Source organism: Aquamicrobium sp. YD-1-mutant5 (assembly GCF_059509755.1).
Genome location: NZ_JCAKKP010000024.1, coordinates 1 through 23692 on the forward strand (window position 1 = coordinate 1; position 23692 = coordinate 23692).

The following is a 23692-nucleotide window of genomic DNA, read 5'->3' on the forward strand; positions in this document are numbered from 1 at the left end:
CCTCATCGAGCGCATGTTCTGTCGCCTTAAAGACTTCCGACGCATCGCAACACGCTACGATAAACGCGCCGATACATTCCTGTCGGCCATCTGCCTCGCTGCCGCAATCACTTGGTGGACGCCAAATTGAGTCTCGACCCTAGAGCATTTTGCAGCCAGATGGAAACATCTGGCGTCGCATAAATGCGGCCCGAACGAAGAGATTGGAGCATTTCTGCGAGTCGCAGAAATGCTCTAAATACGGAACGGAGGGAGAAGGCACTCGCCTTCTCCCTTTCCGGTTTCAGGCGTCGCGTCTGGCGATCCAGTCGAAATCGGGATGGTTGCGGAAGCGCCATTTGCGCAGCGGCCCCGCCATGACGTTCAGATAATACATCTCGACGCCATAGGGTGCCCCGCAGGGGTGATGACCTTTCGGCACCAGCACCACATCGCCATCGGCGACCGCCATGGTCTCGTCCAGCGCGCCGTCCTCGGTGAACACGCGCTGGATGCCGAAGCCGTTCTTCGGGTTGAGACGGTGATAATAGGTCTCTTCCAGATAGGTCATGTTCGGAAAATCGTCCTCGTCATGCCGGTGCGGCGGATAGGACGACCAGTGGCCGGCGGGCGTGAACACTTCCGTCACCAGCAGGCTGTCGGCCACGTCGCTGCCTTCCATGGCGATGGGATGGATGAAGCGGGTGTTGGTGCCTTTGCCGCGTTCCTCAAAGCCGATATCGGTGAGCACACGGGCCGGGTGGCCACCCCTGCCGGGCGCGGTGCACACCGCCAGCGTGCAGAGCGTTTCCGCCACCGCCTGCCAGTTCGCGCCGTTCGGCACATAGACGCAATGCGGCTTTTTACGCTCGAACACGTCCATCCGATCACCGAGCAGGCCGAAATTCTGCCCGTCCACTTCAATGCGCGCCTTGCCCTCGACCAGCACGAGGATCGCCTCGCGCTCGCCTGTGAACTCTTGTGCCCGATCCCCCGGCGACAGGACATGAAGCCCGAAGCCGACATAGGACCAGCCGGCCGATTGCGGGGTTATGTCATGCACCTTGCCGCCTGTGCCGGAAGGTTTACGCAACAGATCAGCCATTCTTCTCACCATCCCCGATCACCGGCTTGTAAGCCACCAGCAACGCCCAGCCGCAATAAAGACCGATGGCACCGAACACCATCGCCCATACGGTCTCATCATTCGACAGCTCGAAAGCCACCCACGCGAAGGCCAGCGCCACGATGGCGATGCGCCGCCACAGCGGGCGATAGAAAGGATGGGCGGCATCGAGTATCTTCATGCGGTCTCGCTCTGGTCCAGTCCGGTGCGCCGCGCCATATCCTTCAGCGCCCGCAGCCCCATGCTCTGATAGGTGACGGGGTCGCGCACGGCGCTATCCTGCTCCGCCTCCACCACCACCCAGCCAGAGTAGCCGGCCCGCGCCGCCACTTCCAGCACCGGCTCGAAGGCGACGGCGCCTTCGACGTCGCCCGGCACGGTGAACACGCCACGCCGCACGCCCTCAAGAAAGCTCAGGCCTTCGTCGCGCACCGTGTGCATCACATCGGGCCGAACATTCTTAGCGTGGATATGGACGACGCGGTCCATATGGCGGGCGATGATCGCAGCCGGATCGCCGCCGCCGAAGAAAGCGTGGCCGGTGTCGAACAGCAACCGGGTCGAGGGTCCGGTCGCGGCCATGAAGGCATCGATCTCGGCCTCGGATTCGACCACCGTGCCCATGTGATGATGGTAGGCGAGCAGCACGCCTTGCGCCTCGCAGAATTTTGCCACCTCCTCCACCGCCGCACCGAAGCGCTGCATGGCCTCGGCATCGAGTTTCGGGCGGTCGTTGAGCGGGACATGATCGTTGCCATGCACGGTATTGGAGCATTCGCAGGCGATGCAGATCGGCGAGCCCATGGCCTTGAGGAAGTCGAGCCATGGCTGGATCGCCTTCTTTTCGTCTTCCACCGAACGCTCCAGCAGCATCAGCGAATACCAGCCTGATACGAAGCGCAGGCCGTGCTCGGCCAGAACAGCCTTCAGCGCCTCCGGCTCCTTCGGGAATTTGTGGCCATTCTCGATGCCGTCAAAGCCGATCTCGACGGCCTGCCTCAGGCAGGTTTCCAGCGAGATATGCGCGCCGATGGAATGGTCGTCGTCATTCGACCAGGCGATGGGATTGGTGCCGTAGAGGATCATGAATGCGGTTCCGAAAAAGGTTCAGTTCTCGTCGCGGCGGGCCAGCGCCGCCTCATAGGCCCTGCGCGCCGCCTCGACCTGCGGCCGGGTGGAGACTTCCGGCACCGCCACATCCCACCAGTGCCCGCCTGCCTCGGTGGTCGGCATCGGGTCGGTGTCGATCACGATGACATGGGTGCGATCCGAGTTGCGGGCGCGGGCCATGGCGGCTTCCAGCGCGGCGACGGAATCCGCCTTCTCGGCGATCGCGCCCATCGAGGCCGCATGGGCGACGAAGTCGATGTCGCTCGCCACCTCGTGGCGGGCAGTATCGAGCAGGTTGTTGAAGCTCTCGCCGCCGGTCGCCATCTGCAAGCGGTTGATGCAGGCGAAGCCGCGATTGTCGAGCACCACGACGATCAGCTTGCGGCCCAGCATCACCGAGGTCGCCAGTTCCGAATTCATCATCATGTAGGAGCCGTCGCCGACCATGACGACGACCTCGCGCCCGGGATGGGCCATCTTCACGCCGAGCCCGCCGGCGATCTCGTAGCCCATGGTCGAGAAGCCGTATTCGAGATGATAGCCGTTCGGCCGCGCCGCCTTCCACAATTTGTGCAGTTCGCCCGGCAAGCCGCCTGCGGCGCAGACAACGATGGCCTCATCATCAAGCGAGCGCTGCACTGCACCGATCACCCGAGCATCCGAAGGCAGCGCATTGCCATCCGGCGCGGCCGTCGCAGCAGCTACCGCTTCGAGCCAGCTTTCGCGCAAACCAAAATCCGGTTCTGGCGCGCGATGACCTTCCAGAAACCGCCCCAGCTCGACAAGCGTTTCGCGCGCATCGCCCACCAGCGCCGTGGCGCCATGTTTGTCAGCGTCATAGGGCTCGACATTGACCGACAGGATGCGCCGGGCAGGATTGCGAAACAGCGCCCATGAGCCGGTGGTGAAATCCTGAAATCGTGTGCCGATGCCGATCACAAGATCGGCCTCTTCCGCAATCGCATTGGCCGCCGACGAGCCGGTCACGCCGATGGAGCCGAAATTCAACCTGTGATCCCACGGCAGGGCGGATTTGCCGGCCTGTGTTTCCGCAACGGGAATGGAATGGGTTTCGGCAAAAGCCTCCAGCACCCCGCAGGCTCCCGAATAGTGGACGCCGCCGCCGGCAACGATCAGCGGCTTGCGCGCCGCCCGCACAAGCACCGCCGCCCGTTCGAGTTCGTCCAGATCGGGGCGCGGCCTGCGCCTGCGCCAGATGTGGTCTCTGAAGAACGTCTCAGGCCAGTCAAAGGCCTCGGCCTGCACGTCCTGGCAGAAGGAGAGCGTCACCGGCCCGCAGCGGGCGGGATCGGTCAGCGTCGCCATGGCGCGCGGCAGGGCGGTGAGCAGATGGCGCGGGCTCATGATACGGTCGAAATAGCGGCTGACCGGCCGGAAGCAGTCATTGGCCGAGACGGTGCCGTCGTCAAAATCCTCGACCTGCTGCAGCACCGGATCGGGCGCGCGGCTGGCGAACACATCGCCGGGAATGAGCAGCACCGGCAGCCGGTTGACATGGGCAAGCGCCGCCGCGGTCACCATGTTGAGCGCGCCGGGGCCGATGGAGGTTGTCACCGCCATGGCCTGCCGGCGGTTCTTCGCCTTGGCGAAAGCGATGGCAGCATGGGCCATGCCTTGCTCGTTGTGGCCGCGCCATGTGGGGAAAACGTCGCGTGCCGCATAAAGCGCCTCGCCGAGGCCGGCCACATTGCCGTGGCCGAAGATCGCCCAGCAGCCGGGAATGAGCGCCTCGCCTTCCTCGTTCTTCTGCGCGGCGAGGTAGCGCACCATCGCCTGCGCCGCCGTGAGCCTGATCGTCTTCATGGCCTGTTCCCTGTCTGCACATCGCGCCTTGCATCGTCCCACGCCGCGCACAGTTCTGCATAGATGCCCGCCATCGCATCCACCGCTTGCGCGTCACCGATCGCGCCGGACAGCCACCGGCGCGCCGGGGCCGCGAAGATGGAACGTCCGACGGCAAAGCCCTTGACCAGACCAAAGCGCGCGGCCTGCGCAAAGCTCGCGCGCAGGTCCGCAAGCTCTGCCTCAAGCCCCAGCACGACAATGCCGCGTGTGCGGGGATCGTTGCGCTCGATGGCCGCGCAGGCCAGTGCCCATGCCTGCGGCGATGTCATCGGTTCCAGCTTCCACCAGTCGGGGAAAACGCCGATGTCGTAGAAGCGCTGGATGACGCGCGCCGTGGTGTCGTCACCCACCGCTCCCACCTTCGAGGGAATGATCTCCAGCAGGAATTCCAGCCCGTTGGCGCGGGTGGCGTCGGCAAGGCGGATCACCGTCTCCTCCTGCGCCCGCTTCATCGCCTCATCGTCGTCCGGGTGATAGAAGCACAGCACCTTCACCACATGTTCGGCCGGCCATTCGGCAAGGTCCGAGCCGAGATCGGGCCCGATCTCCAGCGCCAGCGGGCGCGAACCCGGAACCTCGACCGGGCGGCCGATCCACAGCCCCTGCCCAGCCGCGCGATAGAGCGCCTCCTGCCCGAGCCGCCCGTCGCACAGAATGCCATAGCCGCCGCGCCCGGCCGCAACCTTGAGCGCCGCATCGAGGCAAAGCTGCTTGAAGATGCCGATGCGCTCATGCCCGACGCCAAGTTCGTCGGCCAGCGCCTCCATCTGGATGCGGTGATCGAAGGCGAAGACGCGCATCACCGGCCAGTCACCCTTGCGGTTTGTGGACCAGTGGATCTGCTCCAGTTCGCGGTCATGGCGCAAAGCGGGGTTGCGCACGCCGCGTTCGAGCAGGAAATTCAATTCCTGCCAGCTCGGATAGGCCGGGGCGCAACCATGGCGCGATACGGCGAGCGCCCCGCAGGCATTGGCGTATTTCAGTGCTGTCGGCCAGTCCTCATCGTCGAGCCAGCCCTTCAGCAGGCCGGACATGAAGCCGTCGCCCGCTCCCAGCACGTTGAACACCTCGATCGGAAAGCCGGGGCCGGCAGCGCCTTCATCCAGCGTGGCTGGGATGGCGCCGGTGAAAGCGGAAGCGCCCATCGGCCCACGCTTGCACACAAGCACTGCATCGGTGATCTCGCGCACCTTGCGCAGCGCGTCCACCGTGTCGGTGCTGCCGCCGGCGATGTGAAACTCCTCCTCGGTGCCGACGATCAGATCGAACAGGACAAGCGTCGATTGCAGTCTGGCGGTCACCTTGTCCGACGCGATGAAACGGTTCTCGCCGTCGCCATGGCCGGAGAGCCCCCACAGGTTCGGCCGGTAGTCGATGTCGAGCGCGGTCCCCGCGCCGTTTTCGCGGGCAAGGTGCAGAGCCTTCAACACTGCCGCTTCCGTGCGCGGGTTAGACAGGTGCGTTCCCGTCGCGACCACGCAGCGTGCCTCGGCAACGAAGGCCGGATCGATGTCGTCTTCCGACAGCGCCATGTCGGCGCAGTTCTCGCGATAGAAGATCAGCGGGAACTGGTGCTGATCGCGGATGCCGAGCAACACCAGCGCCGTCAGCCGCTCGGGATCGGTGACGACGCCGCGCACATCGATGCCTTCTGCGGCAAGCTGCTCGCGGATGAAGCGGCCCATATGCTCGTCGCCCACCCGCGTGATGAGCGCCGAGCGCAGGCCGAGCCTCGCGGTGCCGACCGCCATGTTGGTGGGCGAGCCTCCGACATATTTGTTGAAGGAGCGCATGTCCTCCAGCCGCCCGCCGACCTGCGCGCCGTAGAGATCGACCGACGACCGGCCGATGGTGATGACATCGAGCATTTTCGTCATACCGTGCCGCCCAGCGAGCCCTCCAGTTCAGCCAGTTCCTGACCGCCGGCCATCATGTCCTGAAGCTCTTCCGGCTTCACCTCGCCGCGCAGCGCGGTGCCCAGCGTGCGCCCACGGTTGAGCACCGTGAAGCGGTCGCCCACCGCCAGCGCGTGGCGCACATTATGGGTGATGAAGACGACCCCGATGCCCTTTTCCCGCACCCGCGCGATGGTCGACAGCACATTGGCGGTCTGACGCACACCGAGCGCCGATGTCGGCTCATCAAGGATCAGCACTTTCGCACCGAAATAGACAGCACGCGCGATCGCCACCGTCTGGCGCTCGCCGCCCGACAGCGTGCCCACCGCCTGATCCGGCTCGCGCAGGTTGATGCCCATCCTGCGCATCTCGTCCATGGTGACGGCATTCGCCTTCTCGAAATCGAAGAAGCTGAGCGGCCCGATCTTGCGCACCGGCTCGCGACCCATCCAGAAATTGCGCGTCACCGACATCAGCGGGATCATGGCGAGGTCCTGATAGACCGTAGCAATACCGGCCTGCATGGCGTCGCGCGGGCTGGCGAAGGCGACCTCCTTGCCCTCGACGAGAATGCGGCCGCGCGTCGGCTTGTGGACGCCCGACATGGTCTTGATGAAGGTGGACTTGCCCGCACCATTGTCGCCCAGAAGGCAGTGGCATTCACCGGGCAGCACCGAGATCGACACGCCGTTCAGCGCGATCACCGGCCCGAAGTGCTTTTCGATGTCGATCAGTTCGATGAGCGGATTTGTCATCTCAGCGCTCTCCCGTGATCATGCGGCGGATATAGGTGTTGAGGATGACAGCCATCAAAAGGATGGCGCCGAGGAAGACGCGGAACAGGGAGCTTTCGACACCGGCGAAAAACAGCCCTTGCTGAACGACGCCGAAGATCAGCGCGCCAAGGGCCGCCCCGATCACCGAGCCGTAGCCGCCGGTGAGCAGCGCCCCGCCGATCACCACCGAGATGATCGCCTCGAACTCCTTGAGCAGGCCGCGATCGGCTGCCGCCGAGCCGAATTCCATCACCTGACAGGTGGCGAAGACGGTGGCGCAGAAGGCGGAGAACATGAACATCAGGATCTTCACCCGGTCGACCGGCACGCCGACATAGCGTGCGGCCTGCGCATCACCGCCGGAAGCGAAGATCCAGTTGCCGAAGCGGGTGCGGGTGAGCAGGATGTGGCCGAAGGCGACCAGCACCAGCGCCCAGATGATGAGGATCGGGATGCCGTCCACGACCGGCTGGCCGGCGCGCGGCCCGGCCACGAACTTGCCGATCAGGCCCATATCGGCCAGCCATACGAACAGCGCGCCCAGCACCTTGCCGCCGAACAGCCATGCCAGCGGGTCGCCCGCCGCCACCTCGCGCACGCCGCCAATGATGGTCTGGCGCGTCGTGGTGATGGAAATGAAGATTGTCAGCCCGCGCAATATGTAGAGGAAGGCCAGCGTGACGATGAAGGACGGCAGGCCGGTCCTGATGACGAGGTAGCCATTCAGCGCACCGATGGCGAGCGCGATCGCAAAGGCGGCGAGGATCGCGACCCAGACCGGATATTGCCACGTCACCGATAGCAACGCGATGATGATGCCCGAAAAGCCGATCATCGAGCCGACCGACAGGTCGAACTCGCCGGCGATCATCAGAAGACAGGCGCCGACCGCGATGACGGCGAACTGCGCAGCCACCACGCCCCAGTTCATCACGCCTTCGGGTGCGAACATGCCGCTGTTGCGGGCAATGGCGAAGAAAAAGACGAAGACCAGTATGGTGCCGCAGATGGCCCCGAGCTCCGGCCGGATCAGCGCCTTGCGCAGCGGCGACATCGGCCTGACGCGCTCGTCCGCGATGATCTCTGCCGCGGTCGTATCTGCCGCACCCGGGGCGGCGAGTTTGGTTCGGGGGGCTTGTTCGGTCATGCCGTCCTCCGGAAATGGCCGTGCGGACGCGACGCCGGAAAGGGCGCACGCCGGACCGCTTCAGAACAGGGTTGAGCAGGCGGGCGCCGGGGCATCGCCACCGGCGCCTGCATCATGCGGTCAGCGATATTCGCCGGCCAGCTTTTCCACGAGCTCGATATTGTCCTTGGTGATGAAACCCGGACCGGAATTGATCGAGTTGCCCGGCACCACGCCGTAGCGGGCGAGATTGGTCAGGATCACCACCGGCAGGTAGCCTTGCAGGAAGGGCTGCTGGTCGATGGCGAAGGCGATGGTGCCGTCCTTGATCGCCGCCGAAATCTCAGGCGAAAGATCGAAGGTGGCGAAATGGATCGTTCCTGCCTTGCCATTTTCCTGCAAGGCCGCAATCGTCGGGATGGCGGAATTCGGACCCAGCGTCAGGATGCCGTTGGTGTCGGGGTTGCTCTGCAGATAGGCGAGAACCTTCGACTTCACTTCAGCCGGATCAAGGCCGGAATCGATCATCTGCGAGCCGAGTTCCACGCCGAGCGCCTCGGCATAGCCCTGGCAGCGCTCCACCGAGGCCGGGTTGGTGATGTAGTGGTTGACGCAGACGAATTTGGTGACGCCCGCAGCCTTGGCCTTCTCGCCCGCGCCATGGCCCGCCGCCTTTTCAGGCTGTCCGACATGCAGGAGCGCGCCGATCTCTTTCGACTGCTCTTCGGTGCCCGAATTGATGGTGATGACCGGAATGCCCTTGGCCACCGCATTGGAGAGCGGCCCGGACAGCACGTCATAGTCCGCGATGGTCGAGATGATGCCGTTTGGATTGGAAGCCGCCGCCTGCTCGATGATGCGGCCCATGTCGGCCAGATCGCCGGTCGGCGGATTGCGGTATTCCACCGTCACGTTCATCTGCTGGCCGGCAAGCGTGATGGCATTCTTGATGGTGTTCCACCAGCTGTCGCTGTCCGGCGCATGACTGACCAGAACGAAGCGCTCGCCCTCGGCATGAGCCGGCGTGGAAAGACCCGCAAAGATGGTGGAAACCGCCGCCGCGAGTGCCAGAAACATCCTTCTCATTGAAACCTCCCCGTTTCGTCCGCATGCCGGCTTCCTCCTCCGGAAGCCGTTACATGCGCAGCGATCCCGGACGGTCCGGGACCATAAATGACATAATTATTCCATTTTCTACAAAAAGCAACTTTCATTTTCCATTTTTGGGGCGGCGGCGATGCGCACCGACGGCGACGGACAGCGCCATGGCCAGCGTCAGCGCTGCCGAAAGCGAGCGGAAAGCGCCGACATCGATCTCCGACACGAACAGCCTGACTGCATCGAGCCTGGCCAGCGGGCTGGTTGGCAGATCGGTCAGCGCCACGATCCCGACGCCCCGCCGTTCCGCCTCCTCGGCCAGTTCGACCGTGTCGGCCGTATAGGGCGCGAAGCTGATGGCGATCATGGCGTCGCCCCGCGCCAGCAGATGGTCGAGCTTCAGATTGCCGACACCGCTGTGCAGGATGGCGGGGACGCCCATCTTCTCGAAGGAATAGGCAAGGTAGGAGGCGACAGGGAACGCGCGGCGGTTGCCGACCAGATGAATGGTGCGCGCCTGCGCCAGCATGGCGACGGCCTCGTCGAGCAGAGCCGCATCGACGGTGCGGGCAAGGTTCTCGATGGAATTGCGCCCAGCCTCTGCAAATTCGGCCAGAAGGGCCGCCGGCGTATCATTGCCGCTGTCGCGCAGCTTGGTCAGGCGCGTCGCGTAGTTCGGCCATTTCTGGGTATATTCCTCGCGGAACAGCTTCTGCATGTGCGAGAAACCGGAGAAGCCGAGTTCCTGACAGAAGCGCATGAAGGCCGAAGGCGGCACGTCCGCCGCTTCCGCAAGCTCGGCGACCGTCGACACCGCCACCTTGTCGGGATGGGCCGCGACGTAATCGGCGCATTGGCGCAGCCGCCTGGGCAGATCGTGGCCGTCACGCCTCAGCCTTTCATAGAAGGCTTCGACCGTATGCGGCGCGCCTGCATCGTCATGGTCCATCGCTTGCTCCTTGACACGATCCATATTCCGTGATTTTGGAATTTTTATTCTAATTCACTCAGGCGGGCAATGCCGGAGCGGTTTGCATAAATCCGGTGGCGTCCGATTTGTCGAGGACAGTCATGACGATCAGTTTCGCTCTTCTGGGCGCCGGGCGCATCGGCAAGGTGCATGCGCAGGCCATTGCCTCGAACCACGACGCCAGACTGGCGGCAATATCCGATCCGATCGCGCAGGCCGCCGACGCCCTTGGGCAACGCTATGGCGCGCCGGTGCGCTCCATCGAGGACATCGCCGCCGACAAAAGCATCGATGCGGTCGTCATCTGTACGCCGACCGACACCCATGCCGATCTGATCGAGCTGTTCGCCCGCACCGGCAAGGCGATCTTCTGCGAAAAGCCGGTCGATCTTTCCGTGGCGCGCGTGCGGGCTTGCCTGAAGACGGTGGAAGACACTGGCGCCAGGCTGATGGTTGGCTTCAACCGCCGCTTCGATCCGCATTTTCAGGCGGTGCGGCAAGCCATCGACGAGGGCCGCATCGGCACGGTCGAGATGGTGCAGATCGTTTCGCGCGATCCCGGCCCGCCGCCACCTGCCTATATCGCCTCGTCGGGCGGCATCTTCCGCGACATGACCATCCACGATTTCGACATGGCCCGCTTCCTGCTCGGCGAGGAAATCGAGACCGTCTATGCCGCGGCCTCGGTGCTGGTCGATCCGGAAATCGGCGGTCTGGGCGACCATGACAGCGCATCGGTGGTGCTCACGACCGCCTCGGGGCGCCAGTGCTCCATCTCAAATTCGCGCCGCGCCAGCTATGGCTACGACCAGCGCATCGAAGTTCACGGCTCGCTGGGCGCGGTTTCGGCGCAGAACCAGCGCCCGGTTTCGGTCGAACTGGCCACCGCCGACGGCTACCGCCTGCCGCCGCTGCATGATTTTTTCATGACCCGTTATATGCAAGCCTATGCAGCCGAGATCGCCGCCTTCATTGCCACGATCCGCGACGGCAAGGCCCCATCGCCATCCGGTGCGGACGGGCTGGCGGCACTGCTTCTGGCCGAGGCGGCCCTGAAATCCGTGCAGGAAGGCCGCGCAGTGCGGGTGGCGGAAGTGGGCGGCGACGCATGAGCACCCTCGGCATCGGCCTCATCGGCACCGGTTTCATGGGAAAATGCCATGCTCTGGCCTACGGCGCGGTCAGGGCGGTGTTCGGCGACGTGCCGACGCCACGGCTCGAAATCCTGTGCGACACGCCGGCCGACAAGGCATCCGCCATGGCCGAACAATTCGGCTTTGCCCGCGCCACCGACGACTGGCGCGCGCTGGTGAGCGATCCTGCCATCGACATCGTGTGCATCACCACGCCCAACAAGCTGCATGCCGAAATGGCCATTGCCGCCCTTGAGGCCGGCAAGCATGTCCATTGCGAAAAGCCGATGGCGCTGACGCTGGACGAGGCCCGCGCCATGACGGCTGCCGCGAGAACAAGCGGCCGGCGCACCATGGTCGGCTACAACTATATCCGCAATCCCGCCTATCAGCATGCATGCCGGCTGATAGGCGACGGCGCCATCGGCCGCCTCATTCATTTCCGCGGCTTCGTCGATGAGGATTATCAGGCCGACCCCGACCTGCCATGGACGTGGCGCGCCACGCAGGTGGAGGCCGGGCTTGGCGCATTGGGCGACATGGGCTGCCACATGCTGTCCATGGCCATTGGCGTGATGGGGCCGATCGCCAGCGTTATCGGCGATATCCGCACCGTGCACGAAACGCGCCCCTCGCCGGAAGGCGGTGCGCCGCGCCCTGTCGAGAACGACGACATCGCCTCCGCCATCCTCACCTTCGCCGGCGGCCAGCAGGGCCTGTTTTCCACCTCGCGCTCGGCATGGGGGCGCAAGAACAGCATGGTGTTCGAAGTGCATGGAACGCAGGGCATGATCCGCTTCGATCAGGAGCGGATGAACGAACTGCAACTGTTCCGCAACGATGGCGATGCGGCCACGCAGGGTTTCACCACCATCCTGACCGGCCCGGCGCATCCGCCCTACGGGCAGTTCACGCCCGCTGCCGGCCATCAGCTCGGCTTCAACGATCTCAAGGTAATCGAGGCGGCGGAATTCCTGCGCGCCATCGCAGACGGCAAGGAGGCTTACCCTTCCTTTGCCGACGCGCTGGCGATCGAGGAAGTCATCCACGCGATCGCCGCCTCCAACGGGCGGCGCATCGAATTGTAAGGCTTCAGAACCGGTAGGTCATGCCCAGAACGGGGCCATGCAGCTTCGTGTCGAAGACATGGCCATCATGGCGGTAATCCACGCCCAGCACCTTGTAGCCGACGGAAGTGGAAAGGTGATCGGTCAGTATGTAGTTGAATGTCGCCAGCGCCTGATAGGTGATTTTGGACCCCACGTCGAAGCCGCCGACATCAGCCTGAAGGTGGAAGGAAAGCCGGTCCGTCAGCCCATGGAACAGCCGCGCGCCGATCACCGGGTCGACCCAGCCGAAACTTTCCTTGTGGGAGGCCGAGACATAGGTGTTGTTGACCAGTCCTCCGACCTTCACCCGGTTGGACACATGCCAGATGCGAAGGCCACCCAGCAAATCCAGCGTGGTGCCGGGAACGTCCAAGATACGATAGCCGCCGGTCAGCGTGGAGGTGAACTGCTTGGTGTCCACGTCCACATCCGCGCTGCTTGGATAGGGACCCGTCCAGCCGGGAAGCTGCGGAATGCTGCCGAAGCTGTGCGCATCCGTCGTGGACGTGTACATGGCATCGCCGGAGAAGACGAAACGATTATAGCGGGCCCACAGATTGACGAAGCCGCCGAAGTTCAGATCGTCAAAAATATCGCCGAAGCTCTTTTCGACCGGGATCGTCGGCGCCCGCCGGAATGGCGAAATGTCGCCCTTGAGGCCCGCAGCCCACATGTAGGGGGTGATCTGCAATGCCCAGAGCGGGCGGCCCGCATCCACCACTTCCGGCGCCTCGACCGGCAATATGTCTGCGGCGAAAGCACAGGACGTGGTGAGAGCAAGAAAAGCCGCTAGGCCGGCCGTTGCTTTCTTTTTCATGATCGCCTCAGGCTCCGAGCGTGTTCTTGTGAATGCGCCCATCCTTCATGATGAGCTTCAGACTGTTTTCGGGGTCGGCAATAACGGAGATATCCTGCAACGGATCGCCATCCACGACAAGCAGGTCAGCGATGGCGCCATTTTCGATCACCCCCAGTTTACCCCGATATGGGTTGCGGGGACCAGACAATGCCAGCAATGCGGCATTGCGGCTGGTAGCCAGCGACAACACCTCATGATTGTCGAACCAGCGCGCGATCTTGGCCAGATGCCGCCCCTGCGCTGCCGTCCCTTTCGGGTTGAAAAGAATATCGGTGCCCCAGGCCATGTTGACGTTGTGCTTCTTGCCAAGCTCGAAGGCACGCACCGTGCCTTCCGCAATCTCGCGACGCTGCGCCTGCTGCTCGGGCGTTCCGCCGGGATTGGAATCCTCGTCCGCCAGGAAGGGCTGGAGGCTCCACCACACACCCGCATCGGCAATGCGCTGCACGGTTTCCTCGTCTGCAAGCTGGCCGTGCTCGATGCTCTTCACGCCGCAGTCCAGCGCGCGCCTTATGCCTGCGGAAGTGTAGACATGCGCGCACACATAAGTGCCCCAGTCACCCGCTGCATCGACGGCAGCCCTGATCTCGGCCTCGGTGAACTGCAGCGAATCCAGCGGATCGAAGGTCGACGTCACGCCGCCGCCCACCATGATCTTGAGCTGGCTGGCGCCAAGCATGAGTTGCTCGCGGGCGCGGCGCAGCACCTCCGGCACGCCATCGGCGATCGCGGATATGCCGGCCGCCTCGGCTGTGCTGAGATTGCTTTGCGCCGTGCGCGGCAGATCGGTGCGCATGCGGAAATCGCCATGCCCCGAGGTCTGCGAGATCATCGCGCCGCTGGGATAGATGCGCGGGCCCGCCAGCCGCCCCTCATCGATCGCCCGCTTCAGCGCGAAGGACGGCCCGCCGACATCGCGCACCGTGGTGAAGCCGCGCATGAGCGTCCGTTCGGCCTCCTGTGCCGCAACGAGATGCGCATAAGGAATATCCGCCGTCATCGCCGCGATCTGGCTGATGCCGGCAAGAATGGAATGCCAGTGCGCATCGATGAGACCAGGCATCAGCACCTTGCCGGCACAGTCGATCACCTCAGCGTCGGTCACTGTCTCATCCTGCCCGACAAGGCTTTCGATGCGTTTTTCCGAGATCAGGACATTGCGCCCTTCGATATAGGCGGAGGACGTGCCGTCGAATATCCTGACATTCTTCAAAAGCACCGGCTTTCCCTCCGCAGCAAAGGCAGGCAATCCAACTGTCGCAGCGCCGACTGCCGCGGCAATGCCTCTCAGCACGGATCGTCTGGACGTGCCTCCGGCAAGCCGCGCGTTGATTTCAGCAACCAACGGGCTGTGGCACAGACAACCGAAGCCGTGGCGCAGATGGCTGTATTTCGATCCAAAGCTGATGCCCACGCCGACCTCCTGAGATTCAAACAATGTTGCGACGATAGTTGATTTGCTACCCGTTGCAAAACGCTGACCGGCTTCAGATCGCGTTTCCTTAAGCTTGCCTTAAGACAGGCTTACGAGTGAAGGTCCGTTGGCGGAAGGAAGCGATGCGGCTGCTGATCGTAGAAGACGATGACATTTTGCGCGACGGGCTAAAAGTGGGCCTGGCGCTTGCGGGCTTCACCACCGATGCGGTGGGCACCTGCGAGGCAGCGACGGCTGCGCTGGACTCGACCGCCTTCGATGCCGTCGTCCTCGACCTGATGCTGCCCGATGGATCGGGTCTCGATGTCCTGAAATCGCTGCGCTCTGCCCGCAACCAGATACCAGTGCTGCTTCTGACGGCACGCGACACGGTTGCCGACCGCATCAGCGGTCTCGACAGCGGTGCCGACGATTATCTGGGCAAGCCTTTCGATCTGGACGAGGTCGCGGCAAGGTTGCGGGCGCTGACCCGCCGCTCCAATGGACGCTCCAGCGCGGATCTGAAATGGGGCGACCTGATGCTGGTGCCATCCAGCCAGACGGTCGAGCAGGCAGGGCGGCAGGTGCGCCTTTCGCGGCGCGAATTCACCATCCTTCAGGCCCTGATGAGCCATCCCGGCGCGATCCTGTCCAGGGCGCAGCTGGAAGACAAGCTCTATGGCTGGCAGGAAGAGGTAGAGAGCAACACCATCGAGGTGCATATCCATCACCTGCGCTCCAAGCTGGGGCCGGGTCTCATCGAAACGGTGCGGGGACTGGGCTATCGCCTCGGCTCGGAGCCGTAAGGCAGTCCATGCGTTTAAGTCTGGCTTAAGCTTCGCCCGGAAACTGCCCCGCGAAGCCCGCGCGCAACAGCATCCTCCCATCTCTGCGGCGGTCCGGCCAAAGGAGCAGCGTTGACAGCATGTGCGATACCCGTCCTGATCCCGAACATCGGCTCATCGGAAGCCTGCATGCACAAACGCCGCTTCATCGGCGGACATTTCTCAGCGGCATGATGGCGCTCGCCGGCGCTGGCGTGCTCGCCTCGCCGACTGCCGCCCCCGCCGCCACTTATCTTATCGGAAACCTGTCCCAGTATCAGGCAGCGCTTGATGATCTGGCAAAGACAAAGGCCATAGCGCTTGTCGATGTCGGCGCGGAATGGTGCGCCTTCTGCAAGGTCATCGACGACAAGATCCTGCCCGACCGGCGGGTGGCGAAGCTGATGCACGGTTTCGGCTTGCTGAAGATCGACATCACCACCATGTCAGATGACAATCGCGCCCTGTTGCGGCATCTGAAGGTCGATGGCCCGCCAACCGTTTTCATCGTCGACACGCGCAGCGGGCGTGAACACGCCAACACCCGTTCGGTCGGCAATTTCACGACCGAGCATCTGATTGCCCGCCTGCAAGCTTTTGCCGCCTGACACTTCCGCATCAAAGTCAGCGAGAGAACTGAACGTTGAGAATACTGATTACCGCCCTTGCGACCCTGCTTTTCCTTGCCGGTCTTTTTCCGGCTGCCGCCCAGCAATTCGACCTGTTGCAGGCCGACGAGGCGTTTCGCCTCAAAGCCGCTCCCTCTGCGGAGGGTGGCGTAAGCTTCGAGTGGAAGATCGCCGACGGCTACTACCTCTATCGCAACCATATCGAAGCGAAAGCCGCGAATGGCGAAGCGCCTGTCACATTGAACACCGCGGAAGGAACGAAGGAGGACGATCCCAACTTCGGGGTCTCGGAAGTTTACTACAACGAGGCAAAGGCGCACATCGTCCCCGGTTCGGCATCCGAAATCCTGCTGACCTATCAGGGCTGCAAGAAGGATTCGATCTGCTATCCGCCTGAAACCCGCAAGGTGAACCTCGACACGCTGGAGATCACGGCTGCCGCCTCGGGTTTCGGCCTGTTTACCGAAATGCCGCAATCCGGCCCTGCCTCCGACAAGCCGGAGGAAGCGTCCGCCAGCGGCTTCAAAGTTTCGCAGGAAGCCGCTTCCGGTGGCATGATCGCTTCGCTGCTCGCCGATGGCGGCGCGCTTTGGGTGGTGGGAAGCTTCCTCGTCTTCGGGCTGCTGCTGGCCTTCACACCCTGCGTGCTGCCCATGTATCCGATCCTGAGCGCCACGCTCGCCCGCTCCGGCGAAACGCTCACGCCACGCCGTGGCTTTGCCCTGTCGCTCACCTATGTCGTGGCCATGGCAGCGGCGTTTGGCCTGCTCGGCATTGCGGCCGCATGGTCGGGCCAGAACCTGCAGGTCGTGCTGCAATCGCCCTATGCGGTCGGCACAGTGGCAGTCATCTTCTTCATCCTCGCCCTTTCCATGTTCGGGCTTTTTGAAATTCAGCTTCCTTCCGCATGGGTCAACCGCATGGCTGGTGCCGGCAGCAGCCGGCGCGGCTCGCTGGGCGGTGCGGCCGCCATCGGCTTCACCTCCGCGCTGATCGTCGGCCCGTGCGTCACCGCTCCGCTGGCAGCCGCCCTGCTCTACATCGCCCAGACCGGCGATGCAGTTCTGGGCGCTTCCGCGCTGTTCGCGCTTGGCCTCGGTCAGGGCCTGCCGCTGATCGCCTTTGGCACATTCGGCAGCCGCGCCCTGCCGAAAACCGGCGGCTGGATGGAATATGTGAAATATGTGTTCGGCTTCGTGCTGCTTGGCATGGCTATATGGATGGCATCGCGCCTGCTCGCGGCTCCCCTGACGCTCGCTCTGTGGGCGGCTCTTGCCATGACAGCCGCCGTGTTCATCGGCGCTTTCGATGCCCTCGGAAACGAAGCCACCGCAGGCGGCCGCCTGCGCAAGGGCGCCGGCATGGCCGTTGCGCTCTATGCGCTGATCCTCGGACTGGGCGCTGCCTCCGGCGGCGGCGACCCCGCCCGCCCACTGGCGCATTTCGGCGTCGCGCAGCAGACGGCCGCAACCACCGCGCCCGACTTCGCCAATATCTCTTCCGCGTCGGAATTGCAGAGCGTGCTTGTCACCGCCGCTTCCGAAAAACGCCCGACGCTCGTCTATTTCACCGCCGACTGGTGTGTGACCTGCGCCGGTATCGAGCGCGACGTGTTGCCGGCACCGGAGGTGGCTGACAACCTGTCGGCCTTCCGCCGCATCAAGGTCGACCTGTCGAAGCTGGACGACGACAAACAGTCCCTGATGCGCGATCTGGCCGTGATCGGCCCGCCGACCATGATCTTCTTCGGAACCGATAATGCGGAGGTCGACGGCACAAGGCTTGTCGGGGAGATCGACGTGAAATCGCTTGTCGCCTCGGCGGCGCGGTCGGGGGAACAGGGCCTAACGCAATGAACGCCTTCACCATCGGGCCGCTGATGTTCTCGCCGGATAGGCTGGCCGCGATTCTCGGCATAGCGACGTTTCTGGGCGGCGCCGAGATTCTGGCCCGCACCGTGGACAGCCGCTTTGCCGGCTGGTCGTGGCGGGCGGCGCTGGCATTCCTGATCGCGGCGCGTATCGGCCATGTCCTGCGCCATTTCGACAGTTTCGCTGCCGAGCCATGGCGCGCGCTCGCCCTCTGGCAGGGTGGGTTCATGATCCCGGCCGGCATCGCCGGGGTAGCGGCGATCACGCTTCTGCATCTGCGCCACCGTCCCCGGTTGCTGCTGTGGACGCCGGTTCCGGCAGCGGCAGCCGCATTCATGGCCACGCTTGTCATCCAGCTCACCGCCGGCGTGCCGCCAACGCCCCTGCCCTCCGGCTCCTACACCTCGCTGGCAGGCGCCGAAGTCACGCCCTCGACGCTCACCGGCAAGCCGATGGTGATCAACCTCTGGGCCTCGTGGTGCCCGCCCTGCCGGCGTGAAATGCCGATGATGGCCGATGTCGCTGCCAGCAATGAAGAGGCTGCCTTCCTGTTCGTCAATCAGGGCGAGAACGAGGGCACCGTTCAGGCTTACCTCGAACGGGAGGGATTGACGCTAGACCCGGTGCTGCTTGACGGGCTTGGCCGTTTCTCGCGCCACTACACCACGCCCGGCCTGCCCGCGACCCTCTTCATCGGCGCCGATGGCCGGCTCCGCTCCGTTCATATGGGCGAAATTTCACGCGAAGCGCTGCTCATGGGCATCGGCAAGCTGAGGGACGAATAGGCGCTCCTAAAGCATGTCGCCCGAAAGTGGGCACGGTTTCGGGACAACGACATGCGTGAAATCAGGACCTTAAACCCTGTCGCGATCTTCCAGATCGCGACAGGGTTTAAGCCGCTGCCTTCATCTTCTGCGCCATGCCAGCCGGGATGACGATTGCAGCCGAGAGGCCACCTTGCTGCCGGTTGCGTATATCCAGCCTTGCTCCGGCATGGTCCAGCGCTGTTTCCACGATGCTGAGCCCCAGCCCGCTGCCCACTGAAGAGCGGAACCTGCCCCGGAAAAAACGCTCCGTCACGCGTGACAGTTCTTCCTGCGGAATGCCCGGTCCCTCGTCCTCGATGCGCAGTACAATGTCCTCGCCTTCCTCGGCGATACGGCACAAAACCCGCCCGCCGGGCGGTGAATGGTGCACGGCATTTTCCAGCAGATTGCGCACGGCAAGCCGGAACAGCTCTGCCGGCAGCGTGAATGAAAAGGCCGAAAGGTCGGGATCGACAAAGATAACGGCATCCCCGCCAGCGTGCTGCGTTACCAGCTCATCGGCCACCGACTGCACAACGCGCCCGGCATTGAAGGTTTCCGCGGCCACTGCCGCACCGCCCGCTTCCAGCGAGGCAATATCCAGCAACTGCCGGACCAGCCGGCCGGTGCGATCCACACCCACAACGATCTGCGACAGTGCGTTTTGCTGAACCGCCGTATCGCTGCTGGCAAGAGCCACCTGCGCCTGTGTCTTGAGGCCCGACATCGGCGTGCGCAGTTCATGCGCAGCGAAGGCGATGAAATCCCGCTCGCGCTCGCGGGCGTCGGACACTCGCCGAAACAGCGCATTCAGCGCTTTCACCACCGGTTGCAGCTCGCTGGCCGCACCACCAGCGTCGATCGGGTGCAGGTCGGATGCGGGGCGCACGGAAAGCTCCTGCGCAATCCGGCTGAGCGGGGTCAGTCCGCGCCCGACACTCAGCCAGATCAGGCCAGCCAGCACCGGCAGGATCAGCAATGCGGGCAAAAGCACGCCAAAAATCACGCTGTTGACCAGATGATCGCGAAAATAAACGCGATCCCCAACCATCACCCGCACGCCTGCCTGCGGGTTATCGACCGTATAGACCCGCCAGGTTTCGCCATTGATGACGGTGTTGGAAAAGCCTTCCGCATGCTCCGACAGCCTGGTCTCCGGAGCGCCTTCGGACTGGCTGAGCAAAGCGCCTTCAAGCGACCAGATCTGACAGGAAAGCTGGCGGTTATAGGCTTCGTGCGTCTCCATTTCGACAGATGGGATTGCCACATTCTCGCCTGCTCCCAGGGCACGCTTCGTAACCATGGAGTTGACCATGCGTGCGGCCTCCATCAGCCTCGCATCGAGAACCCTTTCGAGTTGCGCGCCGGTGGAAAAGAAAATCCACGCCACCGCCGACAGCCACACCAGACCGGTTGTGAGGATGAGAATGCCGAACAGTCGTGTCCGCATGGAACGCATCGGACTTTTCTCCATTTACCGCACCGTCTGCCGGCAGACGGCGCAGGTGCTTCATGCCTCATGCCGGAACCTTAAGGCAAACTTAAGAAACCTTGCCGGCTGCCGTTCCGGCATCTGTGCGCTGTCTGCAACACCCTGTTTTTTACGTGCGCGAAGGCTTTCCTTTTGTCGTTAAGCCTGCCTTAAGGTCCACCAAACCCTGTCGGCCCGACCACCTGAAATCGAGGCCGCTTATCATGTCGACCATCCAGTCCCGCATCATGTCGCCGCTTGCTAAAACCGGTTCTTCTGAAACTCTTCCCATTGCACCCGTCAGCCGCAGGGCCGCACTTGGGCTGGGGCTGGCCGCGCTCATGGCGGCTCCCGGTTTTACCCATCGCGCCCGCGCGCAGGACGGCGAACAGCTCGACCCCGGGATGATCCTGAACGATCCGGCCGATCCGAAGGCCGGCAACGCCAAAGGCGATGTCACCATCGTCTATTTCTTCGACTACAACTGCCCCTTCTGTAAGAAGACCATGGCGCCGCTGAACAAGATGGTGAAGCAGGACGGCAAGGTTCGCCTCGTCTACAAGGATTGGCCGATCCTCACCTCGGCCTCCATTTTTGGTGCGAAACTGGCGCTGGCGGCCCACCATCAGGGCAAATACGGCGAAGTTCACCACGCACTCATGGGCATACCGGGCGGCAGGGTGCCGGAAGACAAGATGCGCAAGGCGGTGGCCGGCGTCGGGCTCGACATGAAGCGGCTGGAACGCGACATGAAGGCGAAGGACGCAGAAATCACCACGCTTTTGCGCCGCCATGGCGCACAGGCCGATGCGCTCGGTCTTGCCGGCACGCCGGTTTTTCTCATTGGCCCGTTTCTCGTCGCCTCAGCACTCGATGAGGCGGGTTTCAAACAGGTTATCTCGGACGCGCGCGAGCGTGAAAGCAACTGATACGAAGGACTTCTGGTAAATGACCGAGGCAATGGACGGGTCGGCACGACGCATTTTGACTGCAATGACGCTTTTGGCCTGCATGGGGCTGGCCGCCTGCGCCACCTCCTCCGAGACGGCGACGCCCCCCGGATTGCAGCCGGCTGCACCCGCAATTGCCCCTCCTCCGCCGGTGGAACAGGCCAGTGCCTCGGTGGCGCCGCCTCGTATCGGGCCAAAGCCGAATGAGCGCTTCCCCGTTCCGGACGAGAGCCAGGTGAAGATCGCCGAGAAATACCAGCGTCAGCTCGTCGACTATCAGACGGCCTATGCGCCCGGCACGATCGTCGTCGATCCGGCCAACCACTTCCTCTATCTGGTGCAGGGCAACGGCAAGGCGCTGCGTTACGGCGTTGGCGTCGGCGCGGCCGGCCGGGGCTTCTCCGGCGAAACCGATCTGGCATGGAAGCAGGAATGGCCGCGCTGGCGACCGACGGACGCCATGATTGCCCGCGCCCCGCAACAGTACAAGAAATACGAGGACGGCGTCGAAGGCGGCCCCACCAATCCACTCGGAGCGCGCGCTCTTTATCTGTTCAAGGACGGCAAGGACACTTACTACCGCATTCACGGCACCAACCAGCCGAGCAGCATCGGCAAATCGGTGTCCGCCGGCTGCATCCGCCTGCTGAACTCCGACATCATCGACCTTTACGCACGCGCACGCCCCGGCTCGAAGGTCGTTATCCTTTAATCGGCTTACCGGCATCGGAGAATTTGTGCCGCATCGAACAGCCTCCCCGCCTGATTTTTCAGCGGGGAGGCTTTTTTCATTACGCTCAGGCCGCGGCGTCCAGCCCCATCTGCCAGAAATCGGCTTCGAGACGGGATGCCTTGCCAAACAGGGCAGCGAGTTCCGCAAAACGTCGCTCGGTCATCGAGCGCTCTGCCAGATCATCCAGAAGCCTGCGTGACCCGACCGCCAGTTGCTGGAACGCATCGCCGGCGTATTCCCCGATCCATTCGCGATAGGGATGATCCGCCGGGATTTCATCCATGCCGTTCGGGGTCAGCGCCTTGCCGATCTCGGCATAGCCGATGACACAGGGCGCAAGAGCCACATGCAGGTCGAGCAGGTCACCCGCAGCGCCGCAATCCAGAACGAAGCGCGTATAGGCCACCGTCGCCTGATGCTCCGGCACAGAATGAAGCTGCTCCGGCGTCAGCCCCCACCGGCCGCAGAGCCGCACATGCAACTCGGTCTCGTCGAGGATGCCTGAAAGACCAGCCTGCGCGGCGCGGATCTCCGGTATCGTCCGGCTCTTATAGGCAGCAAGCGCCCACGCGCGCGAAAACTGGATCAGGAAAAGATAGTCCTGCACCAGATAAGCCCTGAAGGCCGCCTGCGGCAGCGTGCCTGCGCCCAGCTCGCGCACGAACCGATGATCGACATAGCTTTGCCAATCCTGATCCGCGGCCTGTCTCAGCCGGTCAAAAACATCCATCTTCACTCTCCTTGCTCATAGGCTGCATCGAAAAAGGCCAATTCGAGCTGCACGGCCCTTTGAAAGAAATCGCGGCTCACTTCGGCTTCGCCCGGCCCGACGCGATCCAGTTCCCCCCGAAGGAAGCCGACGAAATCGCGAAAATCGGGATTGTCGTGAAGGGTGATCCATTCCGCATGAATGAAGTTCTGCGGCAACGGATCGGGCGACTGCATGGCCCAGTCGAGATAGAGCCATTCCGCAACGTTCAGAACCGAAAGCGCAGCCGCATAGGAGCGTGTAGCTGCCGCCTCCCGCATGATCGCCTTGAACCCTGCGGTCGGCTTGGTGTCGGGGATGGCTGCGCGCTGGTCTTCATCGACGCCGAGCGCCTCGAACGCCCGCAGGAAATAGGTGTTCTCCTCCCCCGCCACCATGCCAATGAAACGACCGAACCGCAGCCGCGCCTCAAAACTGTCGCTGGTGGCAATGGCTGCCCCAAGAAGGGTCAGGAAACTGTCGAGAAAGCGATGATCCTGCACGAGATAGGACGACATCACGGCATCGGGAACCGTGCCGGCGAACAATTCGCCCACGAACCGGTGATTTACCGCCTGTGTCCAGAGCGGTTCGCTCGCAAGCCTCAGTGTTTCGGAAAAGCGTTCGATCATCTTGCTGTCCTTTCATGGCAGACAGCGAGACCGTAAATTTCGGGCTTTGTTTGTGGCATGTACGGCCTCGCATGGAGGCCGGCAAAAGACAGCATTGACATTCGCCATCCCTTCGCCGGCATGATCCGGATCAGGTTCGAAGGGTCACCGCACTGCTTGCGCCAGCGGTCTCTCAGCCCCTTGTCGGGGCTCCCCTTGGTGAATGTTCCTTGTAGGCGATCGGACGCTGCCTGTCACCACGAAGCGACAGACCGGATCGGCAATTCACGCTTTGAAACGATAAAGCCACCATCGCCGCCACATCGGATTGCACAGCTACCAATCAGCGAGGTCGGGCATTTTCCTTGGGCCAACCCACAACGCAGAACGCCGCCCCGAAGGGCGGCGTTCTGTGATCAGGGAATGAAGCTGTTCTGTTTACATCAGAGAAGATTTTCATGCGTTTTGCAGACCTGGCAGCGACCTACTCTCCCGCGTCTTTAGACGAAGTACCATCGGCGCTGGGGCGTTTCACGGCCGTGTTCGGAATGGGAACGGGTGCAGCCGCCCCGCCATGACCACCAG

The 23692-nt window shown here is 63.3% G+C and carries 23 protein-coding genes, 1 rRNA gene and 1 riboswitch; of the genes, 9 read left to right on the forward strand and 15 right to left on the reverse strand.

Annotated features, from left to right (window positions below):
- Window positions 1-130, forward strand: a 130-nt coding sequence (locus tag AC5XE7_RS19550) for a transposase (RefSeq protein WP_495917944.1), incomplete at its 5' end; no start/stop codon positions are given.
- Between the two features lie 153 nt (window positions 131-283).
- Here the strand turns inward: AC5XE7_RS19550 and iolB are convergent.
- From iolB to AC5XE7_RS19595, 9 genes are all read right to left on the reverse strand, one after another.
- Window positions 284-1084 (reverse strand): 5-deoxy-glucuronate isomerase, encoded by an 801-nt coding sequence (gene iolB / locus AC5XE7_RS19555; RefSeq protein WP_495367313.1) that lies wholly within the window; start codon window positions 1082-1084, stop codon window positions 284-286.
- Complete coding sequence (locus tag AC5XE7_RS19560; protein WP_495367314.1) at window positions 1077-1286, reverse strand: hypothetical protein; 210 nt, start codon at window positions 1284-1286, stop codon at window positions 1077-1079. Before AC5XE7_RS19560 ends, iolB begins: the two co-directional genes overlap by 8 nt.
- The gene (gene iolE / locus AC5XE7_RS19565; protein WP_495367315.1) at window positions 1283-2191 is read right to left on the reverse strand and encodes a myo-inosose-2 dehydratase; all 909 of its coding nucleotides are present in this window, start codon (window positions 2189-2191) and stop codon (window positions 1283-1285) included. The genes AC5XE7_RS19560 and iolE overlap by 4 nt, the downstream gene beginning before the upstream one ends.
- 21 nt (window positions 2192-2212) lie before the next feature.
- Window positions 2213-4039 (reverse strand): 3D-(3,5/4)-trihydroxycyclohexane-1,2-dione acylhydrolase (decyclizing), encoded by a 1827-nt coding sequence (gene iolD / locus AC5XE7_RS19570; RefSeq protein WP_495367316.1) that lies wholly within the window; start codon window positions 4037-4039, stop codon window positions 2213-2215.
- Complete coding sequence (locus AC5XE7_RS19575; protein WP_495367317.1) at window positions 4036-5958, reverse strand: bifunctional 5-dehydro-2-deoxygluconokinase/5-dehydro-2-deoxyphosphogluconate aldolase; 1923 nt, start codon at window positions 5956-5958, stop codon at window positions 4036-4038. Before AC5XE7_RS19575 ends, iolD begins: the two co-directional genes overlap by 4 nt.
- The gene (locus AC5XE7_RS19580) at window positions 5955-6734 is read right to left on the reverse strand and encodes an ATP-binding cassette domain-containing protein (RefSeq protein WP_495367318.1); all 780 of its coding nucleotides are present in this window, start codon (window positions 6732-6734) and stop codon (window positions 5955-5957) included. Before AC5XE7_RS19580 ends, AC5XE7_RS19575 begins: the two co-directional genes overlap by 4 nt.
- Window position 6735: 1 nt before the next feature.
- Window positions 6736-7809, reverse strand: a complete 1074-nt coding sequence (locus AC5XE7_RS19585; RefSeq protein ID WP_495367333.1) for an ABC transporter permease — start codon at window positions 7807-7809, stop codon at window positions 6736-6738.
- A 213-nt stretch (window positions 7810-8022) separates the two neighbouring features.
- Window positions 8023-8967: a sugar ABC transporter substrate-binding protein gene (locus AC5XE7_RS19590; protein WP_495367319.1), complete on the reverse strand. Its 945-nt coding sequence runs from the start codon at window positions 8965-8967 to the stop codon at window positions 8023-8025.
- Window positions 8968-9091: 124 nt separating this feature from the next.
- Window positions 9092-9928 (reverse strand): MurR/RpiR family transcriptional regulator, encoded by an 837-nt coding sequence (locus AC5XE7_RS19595; RefSeq protein ID WP_495367320.1) that lies wholly within the window; start codon window positions 9926-9928, stop codon window positions 9092-9094.
- Between the two features lie 122 nt (window positions 9929-10050).
- Here AC5XE7_RS19595 and iolG point away from each other — a divergent pair, with 122 nt between their 5' ends.
- Window positions 10051-11061, forward strand: a complete 1011-nt coding sequence (iolG, locus tag AC5XE7_RS19600) for an inositol 2-dehydrogenase (RefSeq protein WP_495367321.1) — start codon at window positions 10051-10053, stop codon at window positions 11059-11061.
- The gene (locus tag AC5XE7_RS19605; RefSeq protein WP_495367322.1) at window positions 11058-12170 is read left to right on the forward strand and encodes a Gfo/Idh/MocA family protein; all 1113 of its coding nucleotides are present in this window, start codon (window positions 11058-11060) and stop codon (window positions 12168-12170) included. Before iolG ends, AC5XE7_RS19605 begins: the two co-directional genes overlap by 4 nt.
- A 4-nt stretch (window positions 12171-12174) precedes the next feature.
- Here the strand turns inward: AC5XE7_RS19605 and AC5XE7_RS19610 are convergent, their stop codons facing one another.
- Both AC5XE7_RS19610 and AC5XE7_RS19615 read right to left on the reverse strand, forming a co-directional pair.
- Window positions 12175-13008, reverse strand: a complete 834-nt coding sequence (locus tag AC5XE7_RS19610; RefSeq protein ID WP_495367323.1) for a hypothetical protein — start codon at window positions 13006-13008, stop codon at window positions 12175-12177.
- 7 nt (window positions 13009-13015) lie between these two features.
- Entirely contained in the window at window positions 13016-14464 is a 1449-nt protein-coding gene (locus AC5XE7_RS19615) for a metal-dependent hydrolase family protein (protein WP_495367324.1), read from the reverse strand.
- Window positions 14465-14607: 143 nt separating this feature from the next.
- Here AC5XE7_RS19615 and AC5XE7_RS19620 point away from each other — a divergent pair, with 143 nt between their 5' ends.
- The 4 genes from AC5XE7_RS19620 (at window position 14608) to AC5XE7_RS19635 (ending at window position 18573) form a co-directional block, all read left to right on the forward strand.
- Entirely contained in the window at window positions 14608-15270 is a 663-nt protein-coding gene (locus tag AC5XE7_RS19620; protein WP_495367325.1) for a winged helix-turn-helix domain-containing protein, read from the forward strand.
- 209 nt (window positions 15271-15479) lie between these two features.
- Window positions 15480-15896 carry a thioredoxin family protein gene (locus tag AC5XE7_RS19625; RefSeq protein ID WP_495367326.1) on the forward strand — a complete coding sequence of 139 codons (417 nt, stop codon included), beginning with the start codon at window positions 15480-15482 and terminating at the stop codon, window positions 15894-15896.
- Window positions 15897-15931: 35 nt separating this feature from the next.
- Window positions 15932-17773, forward strand: coding sequence for a protein-disulfide reductase DsbD (dsbD, locus tag AC5XE7_RS19630; RefSeq protein WP_495367327.1), 1842 nt, complete (start codon window positions 15932-15934; stop codon window positions 17771-17773).
- On the forward strand, window positions 17770-18573 hold the full coding sequence (locus AC5XE7_RS19635; protein ID WP_495367328.1) for a prolipoprotein diacylglyceryl transferase family protein: 804 nt from the start codon (window positions 17770-17772) through the stop codon (window positions 18571-18573). The genes dsbD and AC5XE7_RS19635 overlap by 4 nt, the downstream gene beginning before the upstream one ends.
- 106 nt (window positions 18574-18679) lie before the next feature.
- Here AC5XE7_RS19635 and AC5XE7_RS19640 read toward each other — a convergent pair whose 3' ends face one another.
- On the reverse strand, window positions 18680-20053 hold the full coding sequence (locus tag AC5XE7_RS19640) for an ATP-binding protein (RefSeq protein ID WP_495367329.1): 1374 nt from the start codon (window positions 20051-20053) through the stop codon (window positions 18680-18682).
- A 353-nt stretch (window positions 20054-20406) separates the two neighbouring features.
- Between AC5XE7_RS19640 and AC5XE7_RS19645 the strand changes: the two genes are divergently transcribed.
- Window positions 20407-20994 carry a DsbA family protein gene (locus AC5XE7_RS19645; protein WP_495367334.1) on the forward strand — a complete coding sequence of 196 codons (588 nt, stop codon included), beginning with the start codon at window positions 20407-20409 and terminating at the stop codon, window positions 20992-20994.
- 19 nt (window positions 20995-21013) lie between these two features.
- Window positions 21014-21727 carry a L,D-transpeptidase gene (locus AC5XE7_RS19650; protein ID WP_183831956.1) on the forward strand — a complete coding sequence of 238 codons (714 nt, stop codon included), beginning with the start codon at window positions 21014-21016 and terminating at the stop codon, window positions 21725-21727.
- An 85-nt stretch (window positions 21728-21812) separates the two neighbouring features.
- Here the strand turns inward: AC5XE7_RS19650 and AC5XE7_RS19655 are convergent, their stop codons facing one another.
- The 3 genes from AC5XE7_RS19655 to rrf all read right to left on the reverse strand — a co-directional run bounded on the left by AC5XE7_RS19655 (window position 21813) and on the right by rrf (window position 23692).
- Entirely contained in the window at window positions 21813-22478 is a 666-nt protein-coding gene (locus AC5XE7_RS19655; RefSeq protein WP_495367330.1) for a TenA family protein, read from the reverse strand.
- Window positions 22479-22480: 2 nt separating this feature from the next.
- The gene (locus tag AC5XE7_RS19660; protein WP_495367331.1) at window positions 22481-23128 is read right to left on the reverse strand and encodes a TenA family protein; all 648 of its coding nucleotides are present in this window, start codon (window positions 23126-23128) and stop codon (window positions 22481-22483) included.
- A 90-nt stretch (window positions 23129-23218) separates the two neighbouring features.
- Window positions 23219-23334: riboswitch (TPP riboswitch) on the reverse strand.
- Between the two features lie 244 nt (window positions 23335-23578).
- A 5S ribosomal RNA gene (gene rrf / locus AC5XE7_RS19665) occupies window positions 23579-23692 on the reverse strand.